17 protein-coding genes are annotated in these 17,566 nt (G+C 75.3%); 5 read left to right on the forward strand and 12 right to left on the reverse strand.

The annotated features are described in order from the left end of the window. Positions 1 to 174: 174 nt before the first annotated feature. On the forward strand, positions 175 to 1,287 hold the full coding sequence (gene menE, locus KDL28_RS17100; RefSeq protein ID WP_252439778.1) for an o-succinylbenzoate--CoA ligase: 1,113 nt from the start codon (positions 175 to 177) through the stop codon (positions 1,285 to 1,287). 121 nt (positions 1,288 to 1,408) lie between these two features. Further along, entirely contained in the window at positions 1,409 to 2,290 is an 882-nt protein-coding gene (locus KDL28_RS17105) for a 1,4-dihydroxy-2-naphthoate polyprenyltransferase (protein WP_252439780.1), read from the forward strand. On the opposite strand, the gene KDL28_RS17110 is transcribed toward KDL28_RS17105, so the two are convergent. Next, the gene (locus tag KDL28_RS17110; protein ID WP_252439782.1) at positions 2,246 to 2,632 is read right to left on the reverse strand and encodes a DUF4229 domain-containing protein; all 387 of its coding nucleotides are present in this window, start codon (positions 2,630 to 2,632) and stop codon (positions 2,246 to 2,248) included. The two genes, KDL28_RS17105 and KDL28_RS17110, sit on opposite strands and share 45 nt — an antisense overlap. Before the next feature lie 195 nt (positions 2,633 to 2,827). Between KDL28_RS17110 and KDL28_RS17115 the strand changes: the two genes are divergently transcribed. Beyond that, entirely contained in the window at positions 2,828 to 3,049 is a 222-nt protein-coding gene (locus tag KDL28_RS17115) for a BldC family transcriptional regulator (protein ID WP_372496997.1), read from the forward strand. Positions 3,050 to 3,122: 73 nt separating this feature from the next. Further along, on the forward strand, positions 3,123 to 3,338 hold the full coding sequence (locus tag KDL28_RS17120) for a hypothetical protein (RefSeq protein ID WP_252439784.1): 216 nt from the start codon (positions 3,123 to 3,125) through the stop codon (positions 3,336 to 3,338). A gap of 141 nt (positions 3,339 to 3,479) precedes the next feature. On the opposite strand, the gene KDL28_RS17125 is transcribed toward KDL28_RS17120, so the two are convergent. The 10 genes from KDL28_RS17125 to hemB form a co-directional block, all read right to left on the reverse strand. Further along, entirely contained in the window at positions 3,480 to 5,159 is a 1,680-nt protein-coding gene (locus tag KDL28_RS17125) for a MinD/ParA family ATP-binding protein (protein ID WP_252439786.1), read from the reverse strand. A 117-nt stretch (positions 5,160 to 5,276) separates the two neighbouring features. Then, a complete protein-coding gene (gene ccsB, locus KDL28_RS17130; RefSeq protein ID WP_252439788.1) occupies positions 5,277 to 6,236 on the reverse strand; it encodes a c-type cytochrome biogenesis protein CcsB in 960 nt (319 codons plus the stop codon). Then, the gene (gene resB, locus KDL28_RS17135; RefSeq protein ID WP_372496998.1) at positions 6,236 to 7,882 is read right to left on the reverse strand and encodes a cytochrome c biogenesis protein ResB; all 1,647 of its coding nucleotides are present in this window, start codon (positions 7,880 to 7,882) and stop codon (positions 6,236 to 6,238) included. The genes ccsB and resB overlap by 1 nt, the downstream gene beginning before the upstream one ends. Before the next feature lie 21 nt (positions 7,883 to 7,903). Next, the gene (locus KDL28_RS17140; protein ID WP_252439790.1) at positions 7,904 to 8,680 is read right to left on the reverse strand and encodes a cytochrome c biogenesis CcdA family protein; all 777 of its coding nucleotides are present in this window, start codon (positions 8,678 to 8,680) and stop codon (positions 7,904 to 7,906) included. 100 nt (positions 8,681 to 8,780) lie between these two features. Beyond that, positions 8,781 to 9,326: a TlpA family protein disulfide reductase gene (locus tag KDL28_RS17145; RefSeq protein ID WP_252439792.1), complete on the reverse strand. Its 546-nt coding sequence runs from the start codon at positions 9,324 to 9,326 to the stop codon at positions 8,781 to 8,783. Between the two features lie 56 nt (positions 9,327 to 9,382). After that, the gene (locus KDL28_RS17150; protein ID WP_252439794.1) at positions 9,383 to 10,045 is read right to left on the reverse strand and encodes a histidine phosphatase family protein; all 663 of its coding nucleotides are present in this window, start codon (positions 10,043 to 10,045) and stop codon (positions 9,383 to 9,385) included. Continuing rightward, positions 10,042 to 11,376, reverse strand: coding sequence for a glutamate-1-semialdehyde 2,1-aminomutase (gene hemL / locus KDL28_RS17155; protein WP_372496999.1), 1,335 nt, complete (start codon positions 11,374 to 11,376; stop codon positions 10,042 to 10,044). Before hemL ends, KDL28_RS17150 begins: the two co-directional genes overlap by 4 nt. A 63-nt stretch (positions 11,377 to 11,439) precedes the next feature. After that, the gene (locus KDL28_RS17160; RefSeq protein WP_252439796.1) at positions 11,440 to 12,099 is read right to left on the reverse strand and encodes a hypothetical protein; all 660 of its coding nucleotides are present in this window, start codon (positions 12,097 to 12,099) and stop codon (positions 11,440 to 11,442) included. A gap of 68 nt (positions 12,100 to 12,167) precedes the next feature. Further along, positions 12,168 to 12,626, reverse strand: coding sequence for a DUF4282 domain-containing protein (locus tag KDL28_RS17165; RefSeq protein WP_252439798.1), 459 nt, complete (start codon positions 12,624 to 12,626; stop codon positions 12,168 to 12,170). A gap of 102 nt (positions 12,627 to 12,728) precedes the next feature. Beyond that, on the reverse strand, positions 12,729 to 13,700 hold the full coding sequence (gene hemB, locus KDL28_RS17170; RefSeq protein ID WP_252439800.1) for a porphobilinogen synthase: 972 nt from the start codon (positions 13,698 to 13,700) through the stop codon (positions 12,729 to 12,731). Positions 13,701 to 13,825: 125 nt separating this feature from the next. Here hemB and KDL28_RS17175 point away from each other — a divergent pair, with 125 nt between their 5' ends. Continuing rightward, positions 13,826 to 15,841 (forward strand): protein kinase domain-containing protein, encoded by a 2,016-nt coding sequence (locus KDL28_RS17175; RefSeq protein ID WP_252439802.1) that lies wholly within the window; start codon positions 13,826 to 13,828, stop codon positions 15,839 to 15,841. Positions 15,842 to 15,922: 81 nt separating this feature from the next. Here the strand turns inward: KDL28_RS17175 and KDL28_RS17180 are convergent, their stop codons facing one another. Beyond that, positions 15,923 to 17,566: a bifunctional uroporphyrinogen-III C-methyltransferase/uroporphyrinogen-III synthase gene (locus tag KDL28_RS17180; RefSeq protein ID WP_252439804.1), complete on the reverse strand. Its 1,644-nt coding sequence runs from the start codon at positions 17,564 to 17,566 to the stop codon at positions 15,923 to 15,925.

A 17,566-nucleotide genomic window follows, 5' to 3' on the forward strand; every position in this document is an offset into this window, starting at 1 on the left:
GCGGGCAGCCCTCCACCGACTTCCGCACCTCCAGGGGCTGGGTACCCGTCGCTGAGGCCGCGGCGCCTGCGACGGGTCCACGGACTCCGCGACGTGGTCGCGGAACGGTCGACGGAGATCGGGCGGGGTGGTCCGCCGGGGTAGCGTCGCCGCAGCGCCACCGAAGGGACGACCGTGCTGCACCTGCAGGTGGACGGCTCCCCCGCCGCCGCCGCCCACCTCGCCGACGCCCTCCGCGGCGCACTCGCGGGCGGTGCGCCCGTCCTGCCCGTCGGGCCCGCTCCCGTCCCCCCGCCGGCCGCCGAGCCCCCGCCCGGCTCCGCCGTGGTCATCGCCACCTCCGGGTCCACCGGGGTGCCCAAGCTGGTGGTGCTCTCCGCCGCGGCGCTGGAGGCGTCGGCCCGGGCCACCGAGCGCCGGCTCGGGGGCCCGGCGCGGTGGCTGCTGGCGCTGCCCGCCGAGCACATCGCCGGGGTCCAGGTGGTGGTGCGGGCGCTGCTGGCCGGAGCGCCGCCGCAGGTGCAGGACCTGCGCGGCGGGTTCCGCACCGACGACTTCGTCGCGGCCACCGGGCGGCTCGGGCCGGGGGCGCGCTGCACCAGCCTGGTGCCGACGCAGCTCGGCCGGCTGCTCGACGCCGGCGGCCCGGCGCTGGACGCCCTGCGCAGCTACACCGCCATCCTCGTCGGTGGCGCCGCCCTCGACGCCCGGCTGCGCGAACGCGCGCGGGCGGCCGGGGTGCGCGTCGTCACCACCTACGGCATGTCGGAGACCGCGGGCGGCTGCGTCTACGACGGCGTCCCGCTCGACGGCGTCGACGTCGACCTCGACCCGGACGGCCGCGTCCTGCTCGGCGGGGCCACCCTGGCCACCGGCTACCTCGGCCGGCCCGACGACCCCGCGTTCACCGGCGGCCGGTTCCGCACCGGCGACCTCGGTCGGTGGCGCGACGGCAGGCTGGAGGTACTGGGCCGGGCCGACGACGTCATCAACACCGGCGGGGAGAAGGTGGCGCCCTCGGCGGTGGAGCGGGTGCTGGCGGCGCAGCCGGGCGTGCGTTCGGCCTGCGTGGTCGGGCTGCCCGACCCGGAGTGGGGGCAGGTCGTGGGCGCCGCCGTGCAACCCGAGCCCGGCGCCCCCGCCGACGACGAGGGCTGGCGCGCCGCCGTGCGCGCCGAGCTCGGCCGCGCCGCCGTGCCGCGGGTGCTGCGGGTCGTCGCGGAGCTGCCGCTGCGCGGGATCGGCAAGCCCGACCGCACCGCGGTCGCCGCCCTGCTCGGCGACTGAGCCCGCGGGGCCCCGGTCGAGTGCGGCTTCCCTGCGGCGGATCGGCCGGACGGGGGTGGTGCCTCGACCGGAGCGGTGGACATCACGGCCGGGGGGTGGGCGCGGGCGATAGCGTTGGGCGGTGGCCACTCCGGCGCAGTGGGTCCAGGGGGCCCGCCCCCGCACCCTGACGACCGCCGTCTCCCCCGTCCTCGTGGGCACCGGCGCCGCGGTCGGCGACGGTGTCGTGGCGCCGCTGCCCGCGGCGCTGGCGTTCGTCGTGGCGGTGTCGCTGGTGATCGGCGTCAACTTCGCCAACGACTACTCCGACGGCATCCGCGGCACCGACGACGAGCGCGTCGGGCCGATGCGGCTGGTCGGGTCGCGGACGGCGTCGCCGGAGGCGGTGCGGACCGCGGCGTTCGTCTGCTTCGCCGTCGCCGCGCTGGCCGGGATCACGCTGGTCGCCCTGAGCGAGCAGTGGTGGATGCTCGCGGTGGGTGCGGTGTGCATCGCGGGGGCGTGGTTCTACACCGGGGGGCGGCGGCCCTACGGCTACGCGGGGCTGGGCGAGGCCGCGGTGTTCGTGTTCTTCGGGCCGGTGGCCGTGCTGGGCACCGTGCTCACGCAGAGCGGGGCGCCGGGGGCGCCCGCGGTGGTCTCCGCGGTGGCGGTGGGGATGCTGACCTGCGCGGTGCTGGTGGCCAACAACCTGCGCGACATCCCGACCGACGCGGTGGCGGGCAAGCGGACGCTGGCCGTGCTGCTCGGCGACACCGACACCCGCAGGCTCTACGCGGCGCTGGCGCTCGCCCCGTTCCTGCTGAGCGCGGTGGGCGGGCTGCGCAGCTGGCCGATGCTGCTGGCGCTGCTGGCGCTGCCGCTGGCGGTGCCGCCGGTGCGGGCCGTCCTGCGCGGGGCGCAGGGCGGAGCGCTGGTCGCCGTGCTGGGCCGGACCGGCGCGCTGCTGCTGGCCTTCTCAGTCCTGACGGCGGTCGGGCTGGTCTGGGGCCGCTACGTCTGACGGGGCGGGCTCCGCGCGGGCGACGTGCCGCACCTCGGGGTCGGGCTGCGCGTCGGCCGGGGGCTCGTCGCCGCGCAGCCGCGACCGCAGGGCCTCCCGTTCGACCGCCCGGCGCTGCTTGGCCACGGACAGGGCCTCGTCGAGGCGGGCCCGCAGGCCGCGGAAGAGCACCATGGACAGCGGCAGCGCGACGATCAGCGCGACCAGCACGGCGATCAGCGCCGGCACCCCGGCCAGCACCAGGGCCAGGGCGATCAGCGCCAGCAGGCCCAGCCGGGCGAGCGCGTAGAGGGCGATGGTCGGCCCCAACCCGGGGCGCGTCGGCGCAGGTGAGGTGGCCATGTCCCGAGGGTACGACGGCCGGCGGGCCGAGCGCCGACCCGCTGGTCCGGGGTCGGCCACTTGTCCGGTTCGTCCTTTAAGAGCCCTTTACCTCCGGACAACCGTTCGAGTACCTGGGGTCCCGAGTGTCACGATGACCCGGAACATCCGAGGTCCTCGGGCCCCGGTCGTTGGACACAGGTCGTGGAGGTCCAGATGACAGTGACTATGCACACCGGGAGCAGCGAGCGGCTGCTCACCCCGGGCGAGGTCGCCACGCTCTTCCGGGTCGACCCCAAGACCGTCACCCGTTGGGCGTCGGCCGGGCGGATCGGGTCGATCCGCACCCCGGGCGGGCACCGCCGGTTCCGCGAGTCCGAGGTGAAGAACCTGCTCGCCGACCTGACCAGTGAGGCCACCGCGCCGCCGAGCCACTGATGACGACGGCTCGCCGACACTTCACTCCGGCATTGCGCCCCCTCCGCTAACCTCTTGGTCGGAGGTGGTTCCGATGCTGTTCCTCATCGCGTTCGTCGGTGCCGCGGTGGTCGCACTGGTGCTGTGGAAGGCGATGAACACCGCCCAGCCGGACGGTGCTCCGCCCCCGCGGCGCCAGTACACGGGCCCGACCCGGCCCCGTCCCCGGGTCAGCGGTCCGGACGACGACGCCGATTTCCTGCGCCAGCTCGACGAGAAGGTCCGTCGGCGCGACGACCCGACGGCCTGACCTTCGCCACCGCGCTACCGCTAGACGACGACGGCCCGGCCGCACCCCCCACGGGTGCACCGGGCCTTCGGCGTGCGCCGGGCCTGCGCCGGGCCGCTGCGGTGCGCGTGTCGTGGGCCTACCGTGCCCGCGCCCTCACCCTCAGGCGGGGACGCCTTCGAAGACATCGGCGACCGTCGCCGCCAGCTCCAGCAGCGCCAGCCGGGTGGCCGGCTCCAGGCGGTCGAGGTCGACCTCCGCGCCCTCCTCGAGGTGCGCGTCGAACGGGATGCGCACCACCGAGCGGCAGCGGGCCGAGAAGTGCTCGGCGACCCGGTCGAGGTCGACCCCGCCGGACGACCGGTGCACGCAGTTGATCACCGCGACCGAGTTGCGGACGAGGTCGCCGTGGCCGTGCGCGTCGAGCCAGTCCATGGTGGCCGATGCGCTGCGCGCGCCGTCGATCGAGCCGGACGAGACGATGATGAGCTGGTCGGCCACGCCGAGCACCCCGTACATCGCCGAGTGCATCAGCCCGGTGCCGCAGTCGGTGAGCACGATGTTGTAGAAGTGCTCCAGCAGGGTGACGGTGCGCCGGTAGTCGTCCTCGCTGAACGCCTCGGAGACGGCCGGGTCCTGCTCGCTGGCCAGCACCTCCAGCCGGGAAGGCCCCTGGGAGGTGTAGGCGCGCACGTCGGTGTAGCGGCGCACGCGCTGCGCGTCGCGCAGGAGGTGGCGCACGGTGGCGCTGGTCTCCAGCGGGATCTTCTGGCTGAGGGTGCCGCGGTCGGGGTTGGCGTCGACCGCGACGACGCGGTCGCCCCGGAGCGAGGCGAACGTGGAGCCGAGCGTGGCGGTGACCGTGGTCTTGCCGACGCCGCCCTTGAGGCTCAGCATCGCGATCTTGTAGCAGCCCAGCAGCGGCTGGTTGATCCGCGCGGTGAGCTCGCGGCGGCGCACGTCCGACGGGCTCTCGCCGGGGTTGATCAGCCGCCCGGACAGCACGTAGACGAGCCGGCGCCAGCCCGACTGCGGGGGCCGCTTGGTGGCCCGCAGCAGGCGCGCCGAGGAGAGGTCGGGGTCGGCGGCGACCTGCGAGCCGCTGCGCGCCCGCTGGGCCTCCTGCGCGGCGATGGCGCCCGGGTCGGTCCAGCGCGCGCCCTGCGGCGGCGTCGCCGGGGCGCCGGTGGCGTCGGCGCCGCCGAACAGCTCGCCGGGCGCCCGGCTGGTGCGCCTGCCGCTCGACGTGGGCACCTCGGGCAGCGGGTCGCGCACGCCGCCGCCGCGCGGGGCGCGGGTGGGCGGGGGCGGCGCCGGGGCACCCGCCGACGACCGGTGCTCGATGTCGACGTCGACCGGGGACGTCGGCGCCACGGCCGACGGGGGCGTCTCGGCGTCCGGGTCGACGTCGTCGTCGCGGTAGTCGAACCGGTCGGAGTCGAACCGGTCGGAGTCGAACCGGTCGGAGTCGTACCGCTCGGACACCGGGTTCATCGGGGCGCGCGGGCTGCGCAGGTCGGCGCGGGCCTCCCGCAGCGCCTGCGTCTCGTCGGAGGGGGGCGCTCCGGGGGTGTGGTGGCTCAGCGGGTCGGTGGGCCGCTCGCCGTTCAGCGCGGCATCGCCACGCTCGGGGTCGTCGAGCTCGAGCTCGGCGTCCATCTCGTCGGCGTAGGGGTCGTCGTCGGCGTAGGGGTCGGGCGCGACCGGGGCCGGTGCCTCGACGGGGGCGATGTAGGGGCGCGGCGCGCGGGCGGGCGGGGGTGCCCCCCAGCGCTCGCGCACGTAGCGGCCCACCGAGCCGTCCGGGTAGTCCCGGTCGCCCCCGTAATCACGCTCCGTCATTGACAATTCCCGCTCAACCCGTCGTCTCGACCGCTCATCCCGAACACTGCAGCCGACGGTAGTCGCGCGGCTCCTTCTCGTCGAGGTGTGGACCGGTCTCGGCGACTCCGGTCACACTCAACCGAGACCAGCGTAAGAGTGCAGGCCCGCCACCACCATGTTGATGAAGAACAAGTTGAAGATCATAACCGCGACGGCCAGGATGTTGATCCAGGCCGCCGCCCCGGTGCGCCACCCGGCGGTCGCCCTGGCGTGCAGGTAGGCCGCGTAGACCACCCAGGCGACGAAGGCCACGGTCTCCTTCGGGTCCCAGCCCCAGAACCGCCCCCACGCCGCCTCGGCCCAGATCGCCCCGACGATGATCGCGAACGTGTACAGCGGGAACGCGACGATGGTGGTGCGGTAGGCGAGCCGGTCGAGCGCGGACGCCGAGGGCAGCCGGTCGAGCACCGCGTTGCTGCGCCCGGTCCGCCGGACCAGGTACAGCACGCTGGCCACGCCGGGCACCAGCAGCAGCCCCGAGGACGCGGCGATCGTGGTGACGTGGATCGACAGCCAGTACGACTGCAGCGCCGGCACCACCGGACCCGCCGGCACGTAGAGCACGGTGCCGGCGAGGAACTGCAGGATCAGCACCGGCAGCAGCACGAACAGCCCCACCGGGCGGCTGGCCGGCGAGCGGCGCAGCAGCACCAGCCAGGCGACCACCGCGGCCAGGCAGATCATCGAGGTGTACTCGTACATGTTGCCCAGCGGCCAGCGCTGCGCCGCCACCCCGCGCAGCACGATCGAGGCCAGGTGCAGCCCGGCGCCCAGTACCGTCAGCGCGACGGCCATCCGGCCGAGGCGCTCGGCGGGGTCGCGGCGCGGCCCGGGGGCCGCTCCGCCGTCGCCGGCGGGCGGACCCTCGTCCGGGGTCGGGCCGACCTCCGCCGCGGCGCCCGCCCCGACCAGGGCCGCGGCCCTGGTCGAGCGGCGACGCGAGTACTCGCCGCCGTGCAGGACCATCGCCAGGACGTACACGACGACCGCGGCGAAGAACAGTCGGTCGCTGTAGAGGGCGAGTTCGGCCGGCATCAGCTCTCCTCGTGATCGTCCGCCGGAGCGGCCGTCGGTGCGTCCAGAAGGTCCGCCCGCAGGCGGTCGAACTCCTCGCCGTAGCCGGCGCGGTCGGTGCGGGCCAGCCCGCCCACCTCGACGACGGTCCGCGCGGGGCCGCCGCCGTCGTCCGCGACGGGGGTGAGCCGGGCCCAGAACCGCCGCCTGCGCACGCTGAGCGAGGCCCCCAGCCCGGCCAGCAGCACGACGGCGAACACCAGCACGCCCACCTGCCCGGGGTCGTGGCTGACCTGCAGCGAGACGAAGCTGCGCACGCCGTCGAAGGTGACCACGGTGCCGTCGTCGAGGGTGACCGACTGCCCGGGCACGAGGTTGGCGCGCGCCACCCGGACCAGCTCGCCGGAGTCGATCTTCGACTGGTCGACCTGGAAGATGGACTGGCCGCGGCCGTCGTCGAGGCCGAGGTCGCCGCGCAGCACGTCGACGGCGACCTCGGGGTTGCGCAGGTCCGGGAAGATCGAGGTCACGACCTCGCCGCCGGAGCTGGTGGGGGCGAACAGCCCGGTGACCGCCAGCTGCCGGGTGCGCCGCTGCTCGTCGTCGGTGACGCCGGGCGGCTCGAACTTCGTGGCCCCCTCCGACAGCAGGGTGGTCTGGTCGACCGGGCGCCACTGGATCTCCCCGGTGCGCTGCTGGCCGTCGGGGAAGGTGACGGTGAAGCGCGGGGCGTAGCCCTGGCCCAGCAGGTAGACGCGGGAGCCGTCGACGCGCAGCGGGTGGTTGACCGCCAGCGTGTACGGCCGCCAGCTGTCGGTGCGCCCGGCGGCCAGGTCGTCGGCGGTCTGGTAGCCCAGCCACGCGGTGAACGAGCTGGGCTGGCCGGTCTGCTCGTACTCGGCGCGGAAGTCGTCGACCCGGATGCAGAACGGCTCCAGCTCCGTGCCGTCGACGCGCAGGCCCGCGCGGAACGAGTCGTAGCCCAGGATGCCGGTGTTGCAGAACTGGCCGCCGCCGGAGAGCACGATGACCTGGCCCTCGTAGCCGAACAGCTTGCCCACCGCGAACATCACCAGCAGCCCGATCAGGCTCAGGTGGAACAGCAGGTTGCCGGCCTCGCGCAGGTAGCCCTTCTCGGCGGAGAAGCTGCGCCCGGCGGCGTCCCCCGAGTCGTCGGACCGCTCGGCGACCCGCCAGCCGCGCAACCTGCCGCGGACGAGCGCGGCGGCCTCGTCCAGCCCGACCGGCAGCTCGGCCGAGCCGTGGTGCGGCAGCCGGGACAGGTTGCGCGGCACGGCCACCGGGGCGGCCCGCAGCGCGCGGGCGTGCTCCACGGTGCGCGGCAGCACGCAGCCCACCAGCGAGACCATCAGCAGCAGGTAGACCGCGGCGAACCAGGGCGCGGCGAAGACGTCGAAGAAGCCCAGGGAGTCCAGCAGCGGGGCGATCGAGGGGTTGTCGGCGAAGTACTGCTCGACGAGGCGCTGGTTCAGCGAGCGCTGCGGCAGCAGCGCGCCCGGCAGCGCCGCCAGGGCCAGCAGGAACAGCAGCACCAGCGCGGTGCGCATCGACGTCAGACCGCGCCAGGTGTTGCGCAGCAGGGCGAAGCGGCCCCCGCGCGGGGGCTCCTCGGCGGTGGCCGGGCGGGGCGGGGCCTCGGTCGTCACGGTCGGCTCATCACGTTCGGCTCACAGCACCGGGGTGAAGCCGGCCACGGACACCTGCAGCGCGGCCAGCAGCCCGCCCCACACACCGGTGACCAGCAGCAGCCCCACCGCGACGAGGAGCACGCCACCGGCGATCTGGATGGCCCGGGTGTGGCGGCGCAACCAGCCCAGCGCCCGCACCGCCCGCGACGCGCCCAGCGCGATCAGCACGAACGGCAGGCCCAGCCCGGCGCAGTAGGCCAGCGTCAGCACGACGCCGCGCAGCGAGCCGCCGCCCGTCCCGGCGGCGACGGCGACGACACCGGCCAGCGTCGGGCCGATGCACGGCACCCAGCCCAGCCCGAACACCGCGCCGAGCAGCGGGGCACCCCAGACGCCCGCGCGGGGCACCCAGTGCACCCGGCGCTCGTACTGCAGCACGGGGATGAGCCCGACGAACGCCAGGCCCATCGCGATCATCACGACGCCGCCGACGCGCTGCAGCACGGCCTCGTTGGCGACCAGCGCGTCGGCCAGCCACACCACGCCGACCAGCACGGTCCCGAAGACGACGGTGAACCCGGCGACGAACAGCCCCGCCGCGCCCGCCACCCGCCAGCGCCCCGAGCGCGCCTGCTCCGCCTCGGCCGCGGTCGCCGGCGGCGTGTCGGCCCCCACCAGCCCGGCCAGGTAGGCCAGGTAGCCGGGGACCAGCGGGACGACGCACGGCGACGCGAAGCTCACCGCTCCGGCCGCCACCGCCACCGCGGCCGCGACCAGCAGCGGCCCGGAGACCGCGAGGGTGGTCGAAGGGTCCATCACGGATCAGGGTATGCCCCGGTGGCGGCGGTGCGCGCGGCGGGTTCTACACGTCGTAGCAGAAGATCGGTGCGGCGTTCGCCACCCGTTCCCGCCCGGGCTACGGCTCCGACTGCAGCCGCTGCACCAGCGGGATCAGCTCCGAGGGCCGGATCTGCAGCAGGTCGACCGCCGCCACCCGGTGCCGCTTGTCCAGCACCAGGGTCGAGGGCACGGCGTTGCGCGGGTAGCCGCTCAGCGCGACCAGCGTCCGGCCGGGGTTGTCGTAGATCGAGTCGTAGCCGACCGCGCGGTCGCGCAGGAAGTCGGTGGCCGCCTGGCGGTCGTCGCGCAGGTCGATGCCGAGCACCGTGGCGCCGGTCTGCTCGGCGACGAACTGCAGGTCGGGCACCTCTTCGCGGCACGGCCCGCACCACGAGCCCCACAGGTTGAGCACGACGACCCGGCCCGGGTAGTCGTCCAGGCCGACGGTCTCGCCCGGTCGCAGCAGGCTGTCGCCGGAGATCCCGGTGACCGTGCCGCGCGACTCCGGCGGGTCGTAGGTGATGAACGTCTTGCCGCCCGGCGCGACGAACGCGAACTCGGTGCCCCCGGCCACCGCCTCCTGGGTGCCGGAGCACCCGGCCAGCAGCGCCAGCACCGCCACCAGCCCGGCCAGCCCCTTCCGGCGACCGACCCGTCGTGATCGAACAGGTTTCCCGGTCACAACGGGTTCGTCCCCGACGCGTGGTCGGCCCAGGCGGTGGCGGGCTCGGTGTAGCGGACCTCGGTCAGCGCGGTGCCGCGGAAGACCAGCGACGTCAGCGAGGCCAGGCCGCACTGGCGGTTGCGCGGGTCGTGCCACAGGTGCTGGCCGACGACGTACCGGCGCAGCGTCCAGATCGGCAGCTGGTGGGACACGCACAGCACCTCGTGGCCCTCGCCCGCGCGGCGCGCCCGGTGCACCGCGGCGACCATGCGCTGGGCGATCTCCTGGTAGGGCTCGCCCCACGACGGCCGGAACGGGTTGCGCAGCCACGGCCAGTACCGCGGGTTGCGGAACGCCCCGTCGCCCGGGGACGTGGGCATGCCCTCGAACCGGTTGATCGACTCGATGAGGCCCTCGTCGACACCCACCTCCAGGCCGTGGGCCTCGGCGACCGGCGCCGCGGTCTCCTGGGCGCGCTGCAGCGGCGAGGCGATCACCGCGACCAGGTCGTTGCCGGTCAGCGCCTTGGCCACGAGCTCGGCCTGCTCGCGGCCGCGGTCGGAGAGCCGGAAGTTCGGCAGCCTGCCGTAGAGCACGCCCGTGGGGTTGTGCACCTCGCCGTGGCGCAGCAGGTGGACCACCGTGCGCGGCGATGATCCGCCCGCGACCGCACTCATTGCGCGGCCTCCGCCGGTGCGGTGGCGGTGGCCGCCGCGCTCGCCGCCGCGGGCAGCGCGTCGGCGATGACCTCCCAGGTCTCGTCGGTGAGCGCGGCGGAGACGAACCAGGCCTCGTAGGCGCTCGGCGGCAGGTACACGCCGCGCTCGAGCATCGCGTGGAAGAACGCCGGGAAGCGCCAGGTCTGCGCGGCCTGCGCGCCGGCGTAGTCGACGACCTCGTCCCCGGTGAAGAAGACCGAGAGCAGGTTGCCGGCGAACTGCACGCGGTGCGGCACGCTCTCCGCCTCCAGCGCCCGGTGGATCAGGTCGCCGAGGCGGGCGGCGTTGGCGTCCAGGGCCGCGTAGACGGCCTCGTCGGCGGCCCGCAGCGTGGCCAGGCCCGCCGCCACGGCCACCGGGTTCCCCGACAGGGTGCCCGCCTGGTAGACCGGCCCGGCCGGGGCGAGGTGGCCCATGTGGGCCGCCGAGCCGCCGAAAGCGGCCGCCGGCAGCCCGCCCGACATCACCTTGCCGAACGTGTAGAGGTCGCCGGCCACGCCGTCGCGCCCGAACCAGCCCGACGCCGACACCCGGAACCCCGTCATCACCTCGTCGACGACGAGCAGGGCGCCGTGGGCGTGGCAGACGTCCCGCAGGCCGGCGTTGAACCCGGGCACCGGGGCGATCGCGCCCATGTTGCCCGCCGCCGCCTCGGTGATCACGCAGGCGATCTCGGAGCCGCGCTCGGCGAAGACCGCGCGCACGGCGTCGAGGTCGTTGTAGGGCAGCACGACGGTGTCGGCGGCCTGGGCGCCGGTCACCCCCGGGCTGGTCGGCAGGCCGAGCGTCGCCACCCCGGAGCCCGCCTGGGCCAGCAGCGCGTCGACGTGGCCGTGGTAGCACCCGGCGAACTTGACGATCACCTTGCGCCCGGTGATCCCCCGGGCCAGCCGGATGGCGCTCATCGTCGCCTCGGTGCCCGAGTTGACCAGCCGGACCTGCTCGACCGGCGGCACCCGGGAGATGATCTCCTCGGCCAGCTCGACCTCGGCGGGCGTCGGCGCGCCGAACGACAGGCCGCTGCCCGCCGCCGCGCGCACGGCGTCGACGACGGCGGGGTGGGCGTGCCCGAGGATCATCGGACCCCACGAGCAGACCAGGTCGACGTAGCGGGTGCCGTCGGCGTCGGTGAGCCACGGCCCGCTGGCCGAGACCATGAACCGCGGGGTGCCGCCGACCGACTTGAACGCCCTGACCGGCGAGTTCACCCCGCCCGGGATGACGGAGCTGGCCCGGTCGAACAGCTGCTTCGAGGTGTCGGTCGCGGTGGGGATCGGCGTGCTGGCCACGCACCCAGTCTTACAGCCGCGGCCGAGCGGCGGCGGCGTCGGGTGAGCCGGACGGGGGTCGGATCAGCGCCGACGGCTCGCGAAGTACTGCTGGGAGGCCGGCACGAACATCAGCACCGTGCCGGCGACCGAGGCCGCGAGCACGGCCATGCTGAGCCCCGAACCCGACCCGGCACTGGCCCCCTGCACCAGCCCGGCCAGCAGCAGCAGGCCGAAACCCGTGGTCAGCACGGCGACCACGATGCGGGCCCAGTTGCGGCCGGTGAACGCCAGCACCGCGAACAGCACGTAGATCGCCGCCATCGCGGCCACGATGCCACCGGCGGTGCGGACGATGTCCAGGATCTGCTCCGGGGTGATGCCCGCCGCGGCCAGCTGGCCGTTCGGATCGATCGTCGGGAGCAGGGCGACGATCTCCTGCACGTCGATGGCGACGACCAGGAACACCAGCCCGCCGATCAGGAACGGCAGCGCGCTCAGCACGAGCAGCACGAGCGATAGCACCAGCAGCCCCGGCCGCCGCACGGGCGCCGGCTGGTCGGCGCCGCCCGTCCCGGCCGGGCCCTGGTTGGCGTACGGGCTGTAGGCGTAGGGCTCCTGCTGCCCGTAGGCGGGTGAGGAGCCGTAGCGGCCCGGGTCGGACGGGCCGCGGTAGGCACCGGGCCCGGCGTACGGGTTATCGCCCTGGTACGGCTGGTTGCCGCCCTGACCTGGGTTGCTCACCGGGCCCACGCTACCGGCGCCGGGTGACGTTCACGACACCGTTCGGCTTCGGTTGGCCGACGGGCCGCTCAGCGCCGGTCGCGCTCGGCGCCCTCGACGACGGCCTTCACCAGCTCCAGGCCCACCTTGAGCAGGCCGGCGAAGAACGCGACCCCGATCAGGCCGAAGACCAGCGCCAGGATCCCCTGGCCGGAGTCCAGCTGGAACACGACGTAGACCGAGCGGATCAGGTCGACGACCAGGTACACCAGACCCAGCGCGTAGACGATCGGCAGCATGACGGTGGTGAAGTAGCTGCCGAACTTGAAGTCGATCAGGCCGCTGAAGAAGTTCTTGCTCGGCTCCTGGTACGGCGGGGCGCCGTAGCCGCCGGGCGGGCCCTGCGGCGGACCGCCGGGGGGCGGGCCCCAGGCGCCGGGCGGAGGCTGCTGGCCGTAGCCGCTGCCGTACGGCGGCGGACCGCCCGGCCCGCCGTAACCGCCGGGGGGCTGGGACCGGTCGCCGGGCGCACCGGGGTCATAGGACATGGGAAGACCTCCTGATCAACGGTGCGTGATGCTATACGCCGCCTGGGCCGGACGGCGGAGGCGGATCCCCCCACCGGATTGCGAACGCGTCACGAACCGAGGTCAAAGAGTACGGGCGACTTCGGTCGCCCAGTACGTGAGCACGATTTCCGCACCCGCGCGGCGGATACCCGTCAACGTTTCCCGGATCGCCCGGTCGCGCTCGATCCACCCGTTCGCGGCCGCCGCCTCCACCATCGCGTACTCGCCGGAGACCTGGTAAGCCGCCACGGGGACGTCGGAGACCTCGGCCACGGCCCGCAGCACGTCGAGATAAGCCATGGCCGGCTTGACCATCACCAGGTCGGCGCCCTCGTCCAGGTCGAGGGCGAGCTCCCGCAACGCCTCGCGGACATTCGCGCCGTCCTGCTGGTAGGTCTTGCGGTCGCCCTGCAGGGACGACTCGACCGCCTCCCGGAAAGGCCCGTAGAACGCCGAGGTGTACTTCGCGGTGTAGGCCAGAATTCCGGTCCCGGTGTACCCGGCCGCGTCCAGCGCCTGCCGGATCACCCCGACCTGGCCGTCCATCATCCCGCTCGGCCCGAGCAGGTGGGCCCCGGCCTCGGCCTGCGCCACCGCCATGTCGGCGTAGACGGCCAGCGTGGCGTCGTTGTCGACCCGGCCCCGCTCGTCGAGCACGCCGCAGTGGCCGTGGTCGGTGAACTCGTCGAGGCAGGTGTCGGCCATGATCACCGTATCGTCGCCGAGCTCGGCCCGCAGATCGCGCAGTGCGACGTTGAGCACGCCGTCCGGGTCGACGCCCGCGCTCCCGGTGGCGTCCTTGCGCTCCGGCACCCCGAACACCATCAGCCCGCCGACCCCGGCCGCCACGGCCTCCACGGCCGCCTTGCGCAGCGACTCCCTGGAGTGCTGGACGACGCCGGGCATGGACGCGATCGGCAGCGGCTCGGTCGCGCCCTCCTTGACGAACAGCGGCAGCACCAGGTGGCGCGGGCGCAGGTCGGTCTCGGCGACGAGGCGGCGCATGGCGGCGGTGGTGCGGAGGCGGCGCGGACGCTGTACGGGGAAGCCCATCGCCCCAGGCTACGACCCCGCTCCGGCCGGTCCGCGACATCGTCGGTTCGGCCGATCGGGCGCCGCCGCTTCACCATCCGAGCGCCATCGCCGAGAGTGGACGGGCGCGGCGGAGGGGGGATCCGGTGGGACGAGCGTTCGGTCCCTACGAGCTGCGACGCCGCCTGTGGCGCAATCCCTCGAGCGAGGTCTGGTCGGCGGTCGAGGTCGCGACCGGCGACAGGGTGGCGGTGCGGATGCTGCGCCCCGAGCGGAGCGACGACCAGCCGTTCCGCGAGCGCTTCCTCCGCGAGCTCGACGAGGTGGCCGAGCTCCGGCACGACCACATCGCCCCGATCACGGCGTTCGCCCGGCACGACGGGCGGCTCTACGTCGCCACCCAGCTCCTGGACGGCGACCTCGTCGAGCAGGTCCGCGACCGGGGGCCGCTGCCGCCCGCCGCGGCGGTGGAGGTGATCGAGCAGGTCGCCGCCGCGCTCGACGCCGTGCACGACGCGGGCCTCGTGCACGGGGACCTCCGGCCGTCCAAGGTGCTGGTCCGGGAGGTGCCCCGGACCGCCTACCTGAACGGCTTCGGCGTCGGGTGCTCCGTCGGCGCGGACGGGCGGGGCGTGACCGGCGCCGGCGGGGTCTTCACCGCTCCCCGCCACATCGCGCCGGAGCGGTTCCCGCGCGCCGTGCGGCCCGAAGCGCGCGCGGCGGAGGCGGAGCGGGTGGCCCGGGTCGCCGGGGACCGGCGGATCGACGTCTACGCCCTGGCCTGCCTGCTGTTCCACGCCCTGACCGGACGCCCCGCGTTCCCGGAGGGGAACCGGCCGGAACTCGGGGAGACCCGACCCCCTCCGCGGGCGTCGACGCTGCGGCGGGGAATCCCCGAGGGCCTGAACCGCGTCATCGTCACGGGCCTGGCCAGCGACCCGGACCGCAGGTACGCGACGGCGGGTCGGTTCGCGGTCGCCGCTCGTGAAGCGCTCACCACCCCGGAGACCCCGTGGGTGAAGCGGCGGACGGGCCGACCGGCGTCGGGTGGGCGGACCCCGACCGACCCGCGTTCCACCGCCGAGCCGCCCCCACCCCCACGTCCTCGTCCAGAACCAGGGCCAAGGCCACAGCCGGGGCCCGGCAGGCCGAGCGCCGGCGACGGCCGGCGCCGGCCCCGGCGCGTCGGACGGGTCCTCGCGGGCCTGGCCGCCGCGGCCGCGCTCGCAGCGGGCGGGCTGTGGCTCGCCTCCGGTGAGGGCGAACCCCCGCAGGCCGGGATCCCGGTGGCCGGGGAGCCCGGCGCGATCGCGCTCAGCCCGGACGGGCTGACCGCGTGGACGACCGACGCGACCGCCGACACCGTGTCGGTCATCGACCTCACCGCCCGGGCGGTGGTCGCGTCCGTCCCGGTCGGCGACGCGCCCCGGGCCATTGCGCTCAGCCCCGACGGCGCCGCGGCCTACGTCGTCAACCACGGCGCCGACTCCGTCTCGATCATCCGACTGGCCGACCGCGTCGTCGTCGCCACGGTCCCGGTCGGCGAGGAGCCGACCGACGTCGCCCTCGACGCCGACGGCGGTCGGGCCTTCGTCAACGACCAGGAGGGCGGCACGATCTCGGTGATCGACACCGCCACCCGGACCGTCGACGAGCCGCTGCGGGTCAGCGCCCTCTGGGGCGACTCCGGCGACGAGGTCGTGGTCACCCCCGACGGGTCGCGCGCCCTGGTCAGCCTGACCAGCTGGTGGAGCGACGACAGCCTGCTGGTCGTCGACACCGGGCGCGACGACGTGCTGGCGACGATCCCGGTCGGCGAGGCGCCGCGCGGCCTGGTGATCAGCCCCGACGGCGCGCGGGCCTACGTCGCGAACACCGCGGACGGCACGCTGACGGTGGTCGACGCGGCGAACGGGGCGGTGATCACGACCGTGGTCGTCGGCGACGAGCCGGACGAGGTCGCGATCTCGGCGGACGGCCGGCACGTCCTCGTCGTGAACGCGTACTCCGAGACGCTGTCGGTCGTCGACACCGGCACCAACGCCGTGGTCGCCGAGATCCCCACCGGCGGCGCCCCGCGCGGGGTCGCGGTCAGCCCCGACGGCCGCCGCGCCTACGTCGCGCTCCCGGGCGCCGTCGCCGTGCTCGACCTGCCCGCCTGACCCCCCGGAGTTCAGGAAAGCCACGATGCCGCCCGCCGCGGGCAGCATCGTGGCTTTCCTGAACCGGGCGGGCCGGGTGGGTCAGCGGCGGCGGGCCTTGGCCTTGCGCGGGGGCGGCAGGGCACCCTCGGCGCGCAGCCGGGCGGCGTGCGCGGCCAGCGCGTCGACCAGGGCGGGGACGCGGGCCTCTGCGGGCTGGACGTCGACGCGCAGGCCGAACTCGCGGGCCGTCTCGGCGGTCTGCGGACCGATGCAGGCCACGATCGTGCGGGCGTGCGGCTTGCCGGCGATGCCGACCAGGTTCCGGACCGTCGACGACGAGGTGAAGCACACCGCGTCGAAGCCGCCGGTCTTGATGGCCTCGCGGATCGGGGCGGGCGGCGGGGCCGCCCGGACCGTGCGGTACGCCGTCACGTCGTCGATCTCCCAGCCGCGGTCGCGCAGACCGGCGGCGAGGGTCTCGGTGGCGATGTCGGCGCGGGGCAGCAGGACGCGGTCGACCGGGTCGAGGATGTCGTCGTGCGGCGGGAAGATCTTGAGCAGGCCCTCCGACGAGGACTCCTGGCCCTCGTCGATGTCGGGGACCAGCTCGGGGACGATGCCGAAGGCGCGCACCTTCTCCGCGGTCGCCGCGCCCACGCAGGCGATCTTGACGCCGGAGAAGGCGCGGGCGTCCAGGCCGAACTCGGCGAACTTCTCCCACACGGCGCGGACCGCGTTGGTGGAGGTGAAGACCACCCACTGGTAGCGGCCGTCGACGAGGCCCTTGACCGCGCGCTCCATCTGGGTGGGCGAGCGGGGCGGCTCCACGGCGATCGTGGGCACCTCCTCGGCGCTCGCGCCGTGCACCGCGAGGCGCTCGGTCATCGCACCCGCCTGGTCCTTCGTGCGCGGCACCAGCACCCGCCAGCCGTAGAGGGCGCGCGACTCCCACCAGGACAGGGACGGCCGCAGGCCGACCTCCTCGCCGATGGTGACCACGAGCGGGCCCTCCAGGTCGCCGGCGTCGCCGGCCAGCCCGGCCAGGGTGGTCTGCACCGTGCGCTGGGTGGTGACGGTGCCGTTCGCGGTGACCGCGGCCGGGGTCTGCGCCGCCACGCCGTTCTCGGTGAGCGCGGCGGCGACCTCGGCCAGGTGGGCGGCCGTCGCGTGCAGCACCAGGGTGCCGGGGGCGGCCGACAGGCGGGCCCAGTCGATGCCGGTGCGGACGTCGGCCTCGATGTGCGCCGAGCCCAGCGGCACGCCGGCGTAGGCCGGGACCGCGGTGCCGGCGGCGACGCCGGGGACCACGTCGAACGGCACGTCGCCCGCGGCCACCGCGACGGCCTCGGCGACGACCGAGTCGGTGGTCAGCGGGTCGCCGCTGACCAGCCGCGTGACCGCGCGCCCGTTGCGGGCCTCGGTCAGCAGCTCGGCGGCGACGTCGGCGGGCTCGCCGACCGCGGTGCGGACCTCCGCGCCGTCGGCGACCAGCGCCAGGATCGTCTCCGGCACCTCCTGGTCGACGATCACCAGCGGGGCCGCGGCGAGCGCGTCGCGGGCCCGCACGGTGAGCAGGCCCGGGTCGCCGGGGCCGGTGCCGATGAAGGCGATCCGGCCCGGCACGACCGAGCGGTCGACCGCCCGGGGCGGCGCGGGCGGGGCCGCGGGCGCGGGCGCCGGCTCAGCGGACGCCGCGCCGGGGGCCGCGGGCGCCTCCTGGGGGGGCGATGGTGCTCGGTTCAT

This window comes from Pseudonocardia humida (genome assembly GCF_023898865.1).
GTDB classification, from domain to species: Bacteria; Actinomycetota; Actinomycetes; order Mycobacteriales; family Pseudonocardiaceae; genus Pseudonocardia; species Pseudonocardia humida.